Origin of the sequence: uncultured Succinivibrio sp. (genome assembly GCF_902756765.1) — a bacterium.
Lineage (GTDB): Bacteria > Pseudomonadota > Gammaproteobacteria > Enterobacterales > Succinivibrionaceae > Succinivibrio.
Window position 1 is genome coordinate 1 of the sequence record NZ_CACVSS010000099.1, and the last position, 6,388, is coordinate 6,388.

4 protein-coding genes are annotated in these 6,388 nt (G+C 38.5%); all 4 read right to left on the reverse strand.

Annotated elements, in window-relative coordinates; all coding sequences use genetic code 11:
- Positions 1-492 (reverse strand): autotransporter outer membrane beta-barrel domain-containing protein (locus tag QZU45_RS10465; RefSeq protein WP_295355087.1); only part of this gene is annotated, 492 nt, incomplete at its 3' end.
- Entirely contained in the window at positions 492-3,002 is a 2,511-nt protein-coding gene (locus tag QZU45_RS10470; protein ID WP_295355088.1) for a hypothetical protein, read from the reverse strand. The genes QZU45_RS10465 and QZU45_RS10470, both read right to left, overlap by 1 nt.
- 36 nt (positions 3,003-3,038) lie before the next feature.
- The gene (locus QZU45_RS10475) at positions 3,039-4,667 is read right to left on the reverse strand and encodes a dicarboxylate/amino acid:cation symporter (RefSeq protein ID WP_295355089.1); all 1,629 of its coding nucleotides are present in this window, start codon (positions 4,665-4,667) and stop codon (positions 3,039-3,041) included.
- A 597-nt stretch (positions 4,668-5,264) separates the two neighbouring features.
- Positions 5,265-5,780 (reverse strand): hypothetical protein, encoded by a 516-nt coding sequence (locus QZU45_RS10480; protein WP_295355090.1) that lies wholly within the window; start codon positions 5,778-5,780, stop codon positions 5,265-5,267.
- Positions 5,781-6,388: the final 608 nt, after the last annotated feature.

Sequence of the window (6,388 nt, forward strand, 5' to 3'; positions counted from 1 at the left end):
GGTACTGTAGGTCTGATAATTACCCTTCGCCTTTCTGGAGTAGTTGTTAAAATCAATATATCTCTTGGACTGATTCTCATACCAGCCGGCCTTAACCTGGCCTTCTGCATAATATCCGCCCCATTCCTCTGGAGAGATACTGCCGTGAAGTCCTACAAACAGGCCCTGACTGTCTATCTTGCTGATATTCTCTGCCTTTACTTTGGTATTTCTGATACTCAGTCCTCCATGGATTCCATAGCTTACTCCATCGTCTCTGACACACTCGGCTCCCATTACTACACCGCCTGAGTAGCTTCTCATGTTATCCAGACCGTTGCTACCGCTCTGTTTGGTGTAATCTCCATATGGAATAACAAAGCCTATCAGCTTTCTGTCCTGTACCCCCTTAAGCCCTGAGTTTAAATCATAGCTGTTGGAGGCCATGAGACTGTCGCTGTTATACAGATTGTTGTATCTGGAGCTGAGCATGGTTCCCTGCATATGACGCATCATCTCTCCTTTAAGGCTGTCATAGAACCGTAGTCAAAGGCTGATGGTCCTAACTGCTTTAAGGCAGAGGTAACACTTCTTCCCTGCATGTCTGAGAAATCTAGAATGGTTATCAGCTCCTGCATATCTCCATGTGCAACCGAAGATATTCCATATAAGGCACTACCAACCTCGGCATCTGCACTGCTTTCTGCATATCTGGAGTAGGCATCGCTATCACGGTACATTTCAATTTCAGGACTGTTGGCATTATTGTTGGTAATTCTCATCTTCAGAGTTGGAGAGAATGAACCTACAGCATTGGCTGTCGAAAAGTTTTTTGTTAATGTTCCTGCTGCAACTACAGGGAACTCTGGAGAAATCTTAGCGTTATTACTGTAGAAATCACGATTTGGCCTTAATACCCAGTTTCCCTGAACTGATGCATTATTGCCAACCTTTATCTTGTCACTGGTGCTATCTGCATAGAAACCTGTTTCAAGTGTTCCTGTGGTTGAAAAATCATGTTTGATATCAGCACTGTATTTATCCTCAGAGTCCTTAATAGCAAGATATCCGCTGTTAGTAAGATCATAGGCAGCAACAGTTCCTTCAATATTTAAGGTACCTGCTGCATGATTGATTTTTAGACTTTTATAACCTGCAATTGAACCTTCCAGAGTCATGGCAAAGGAGCTGTCTCCTGAACCAGTGGATGTTCCGTCTGCATTCACTCCATAACCGAAATTCAGAGCAGTGTAGTACTGATTCTTATGAGTAGCAAATAAGTCATCATCAGCAGGATCCCATTCAGAGATAATATCTCCTTTGATGTAAGCCCCTTTCAGCACGTTAATGTTAGATACCAATGCATTATTAGCAATATAGATTGAAGCGTATCTACCTTCTAGACTGCCTGAGAGATCGAAGGAATTAACCAATGAGCCAGCCAGATTTGTAATATCTGTATCAGTACTTGCGCTTGGATCATATACTGTTGATCTTTGTGTATAAATATACGAACCACGGCTTTCCACTGTGTCACCAAGCATGTTCAGGCCAAAATCAAAGGCAACGGCCTTGCCTCCGTTTCCTGTAGCTTCAATGGTACCCTGACTGATGATGGTATTTCCTTTACCATATGACATAAGAATACCTGTACCATGGTCACCGTTTGCAGTAATTCTGGTCGAGGCTGGAATTTTAATTGTATTTCCTGAACCGTCTGCCCTTATGCCAGTACCACCTCTTCCGTCAGCTAACAGATCGGCTGCCTGGGTTACAATGTTATTTGAACCATACAGATGAAAACCAACACCTAAAGTTGCAGTATTAGGCTTTCCTACCATATATGCTGTTCCCTCAGCATTACGGGCATAGAAAGGATTGGTGTTTGTGTAATTATTTTTATTATTGGGCTCACCGCTACTATATAATGAACTTCCATAAAAATTTCGTCTGTCAATTTTATAGCCCATATCCTGAAACACAGCCATCTCAGCTTCCATCAGGGTCACGTAATTTCGCCAGTTCTGATGACTCATCATACTGTGGGCAAGTTCCAGATGAGAAAGTTCAAAACCTTTATTAGGTTCCGTTCCATTAACAGGAACACCTGGTAACGCTCCTTTTAATACTTCCTTGACATTATCACCGATAAAGTAAACACCACTTTCATCCAAAGGACCTACAATAAATGTTCCATCTATTGGATTATCAGCCGACGACAGCAGAGATAAATATTTAAGTTGTGTTGGAGCCTCGTTAGTTTTTTCTACAGCTGAAGTTCCATTTATCTTCATGAAAGACCACAGATGCGAAGCAAAGGCGGTTATATCATTTGAAACCCCTGTAGATTTAAGAGTCTCATCATATAAACTATCTTTGAACTCGTTATCGTCATCAAGATAATGATTAACCTTAAGTAAGTTAACTAGATCCTCACTATCAGGATCTTCCTTTATATCATCCCATTGGTCCTTTAGCTGCTTAAGTGTAGGAGCCTCAGATAAAATTCCCAGGGCATGAGACAGTTCATGGAAAGTTGTTGTAGTTAACTCCTGTGTTACCTCCATGGTAGGAACAGGATACAGATAAGGCATGTAGTCAATTTTGGTTGACTGATTGAGCACATATTCAGCAAGATTATTATCAAGAATCCTACCTGTGATAATACCATTCTGAAGTAAAGTATAAGTAGAATTAACGTCAACCTCAGAGCCAGCTGAGGCATTGTTATCATTACCAGCCTCATACACAAGCTGGACTGATATTGGCAGATAGGTGGTATTACTACTGTTTTTAGCAAACAGTTCTCCCCAGATGGAGGCAGCATCGACAATTGCATTTCTCTGATCTTCAGTTAAACTCCAAAGATTTCCTTCCTCATCCTGTCGAGCATAGTCATTTACGAAATTAAGAGCAAACATAGGCTTACCGAAAGTATCCACATACTTCACGGTTGCCGCCTGAGTTGAACAGCAGATAACCTCAAATACAGCTATCGCAAGCAAAGATTTCTTAAACGACATAAATGCTCATCCCCAAAACAGTTTTAATTCATTTAATCACTGAGATTCTTTTGTACTCTGATAAATTCCTTTTTCAACAGCATTAGCCTTTCTGGCTACAAGAAACGAAGTTGTGATGTTACCTGTTACATTCTGAACCGTTCCAAACATATCCAGTATTGGTTCAATACCAATCATAAGAGCAACTGCAAACTGAGGGATTCCAAAGGCTGCATATATAGAAGGCATCGCTATAATTCCCAGACCTGTTAGAGAAATCAGGAACAAAGCAAAAAAGAAACTCGCAATAAACTCAAAATTGATATCCAGCCCTGCTCCCTTAGCTAGCATGATGGACACAATAGCTACATAGTAAGCGGTACCATCCATATTAAGCTGCATTCCTACGGGAACACAGAATTTTGTAAATTTCTCCTCCATTCCCAGCTTTGTCAAACAGAACTTCATAGTTGAAGGAATACAGGCAATAGAATCACATAAAGAAAACGGAATTGGAATGAATTTAAAAGCTTTTCTGATAAATGGAATAGGAGACATTCTCCCAACTATAACCACAAGCATTCCAGAAATAAGAATAGAAAGTAAGCATCCTACAGCTGCTGCAATTATTATTTTGACAAAAGGAAGGACTGATTCAAGACCGGTATACAAGGTAACCTTCATCATAGAAACCATGGCCAGAAGTGGTATAAAAGGAATAATCCAACCAATTACTTCCTCAAAAAAACGTGTAAAGAACGCAATTCCATCTTTTGCCCATGTAGCCCATGGTCCCGCTTTAACCAGAAGAATTCCGAAAACAAAAGCCATAAACAGCATCTGGAGAATATTATTGGTATAGAATGGAGTAACAAGATCGTTAGGCACTATATTTACAATCATGTCTCTTATGCTTACTCCCTGATTGGGCAGATCTGAATCTTTACCAACCCATTGGGCAATGACATCAATCTGTCCTAAGAGATGTCCAACCGCAAGACCTAAAGCCACATAAAATGCCAGCTTAGGAAGAGAAATCAGCATCAGCTTTATACCGATTTTTCCAAGTGCGGCTGTATCTGAGATATTACAAATACCAGACAGAATAGAAAAAAAGATCAGGGGGGCTGAAACCAGAACTAGCGCATGCAGTAGTATAGTTTGAATCGGATTGAGAAGATTCTGCTCTATCCAGGTAAGATAAACAGGATCAGATACGGTTTCTCTTAGTACCATTCCAAGGAGCAAACCGCTAAAAACGCCCAAAAGCATAATTTTGGTCTGCCCCAAAGATGGACTATGAACTCTTATAGTTACAACATTAAGGTCATTTTTTCTGCTTACTGTAATCTTTGATTTATAGGAATTTATAATTGATAGGCTAGCAAAATCATCATCGTTTTCGTTCAGACAGTTTTCATCAAATTTTTCAAAAGGCAGGTATACGTCACCTGGAGCAGATAAAACAACATCGATAGCTCCAAAGGTCTTTATGACTGAAAGAGTTACGTTCTGTTCCGTACCTTTTTTTGCTAACTTCAAAAGCTGCATGAAGTTTTCTTCAACCAGAAGCTGAGCGGTATAGAGTTCCTGTTTATTAAGCTTCTTCTCTTTTAAAACAGTCGTAAGCCATTCTATGTTTTCGTAATAACTGTTTTTGTTCAGAACTCGTTCGTATTTTGCCATTCTTAATCCTGAAATCTAATTAGTTTAGTCAACTTTTACAGTTCAACAGTAACTGATAAAGGGTATAAAAAGAGGTGTTATAACGCATTTCTAAGCAGTACTTTTGTTAATGTTGAACTGCAATACTTGATTTATAAATTGTTTTATCCTGTCTGAAAAAAGTACGTAAATATAAAAAGACAGTATCATAAAAAAATGTCTTATTCTAAGTATAGAAAAGCGATATCTTTTATTATTAATAAGCTCTACATATCATGATAAAAATCACAATAAAAATATAAAGTTAAATAAAAGATTATGAGTGTTATTAACCATCAAAAATCTTGTCAGAATCCTGAATTTACTAATTATTTCTCAAAAAGAAAGCCTGTAAAAAATTACAGGCTTTCAATCTATCATAAGAGGTAAATCTGTCTTAAAAGATTTTATATCTGCTACGGCAAACCAGCTTTCACAGCTTAAAAATACTTCTAATTCTGAAATGTTTTTTTATCTGTGCATCTGTATTGCATGCTGTCTTCTGCTGTAACCACCCAGCAATACAGTCTGTTACTGAAAGTGTGTTTTCAGGTTCTACAACATGCAGCATTCTCCTAACTAATTCTTTGCCAGGCCCTGCAGGATCTGATTTGCATTCTTAATCTGATCACTTGCACCGCTTACAAAGCTGTTATACTGGCCCATAAAGTCCTGCAGCTTAACCATCTGAGTCTGATTGTCGGAGTTGCAGTTCTCGGCAGCATGCTGAATGCCGGAGGTAATTGCACGAACCTGCTCAGCTGACTTAGGACCAATCCATCTGTCTGTATTAAGACCTAAGCCTTTTGCTTCATCCAAGTACTTCACTAAAATTCCCATTCTTGCATGCTTATCTTTATCCTCATCCTTGGTATATGCACCAAGATCAGCATTCATTCTGTCTAACAGATTATTGATTGACTTTGCTTTATCATTCTGAGCCTTCATATCAGAAATCTTCATTTCTGCTTCTTTCTTCTTGGTGGCACCAACCTCTAACATAACCATAGCCGCCATCATCTGGATGGACATGCCTTCGAACTCGGTACCCTTGATTGCGTTAATGCTTGAAGTTGAAATTGCTGATACTGACATAACCGTTTCCTCATTACTGATAGAATCTTTTGTAGAAATCTGACTTCTAATTTATAAACCAGATTCTTTCGTTTAACATCTGACTTAAGTATAAAACAATAAATTTTCAAAAAGATGTAACTACTTTTAGATATATGGCATATTTTGTTAAAAGTTGGAATACATGTCACATATTCGCCTTCTTTTCGACTACATTATAGAGATATAAATTAAATAAGTTTATTTCATTTTAAAACATAAAAAACAGCTTTTAAAACTAGATTCATCATCGCACTGAGAGGTATACGCGTGATTGAATTTGGTAAATATTTATAATGCTTAACACCTTAGGTATGATAATTAATACTTTTAATCGGAATAATAATCATCATGAACGGTGATTGAAAAGAAAGATCTGTTTTGCAGGACAGCATTCCATTCTGTCCTGTTTTTTTTATCAGAACTTCAGTCCAGCCTTGATACCAACGTTGTAGATATCTGCATTCTTATGATGCTCATAACCAAAGCTTAGTGAGGCAAAGGTTCGGTATTTCCTGTTCTCAAGGGTCATCTCAGACTGACAGAAGATACTGTTTCTACCTGCACCTTTGGTATAGGACTCAAAGCTG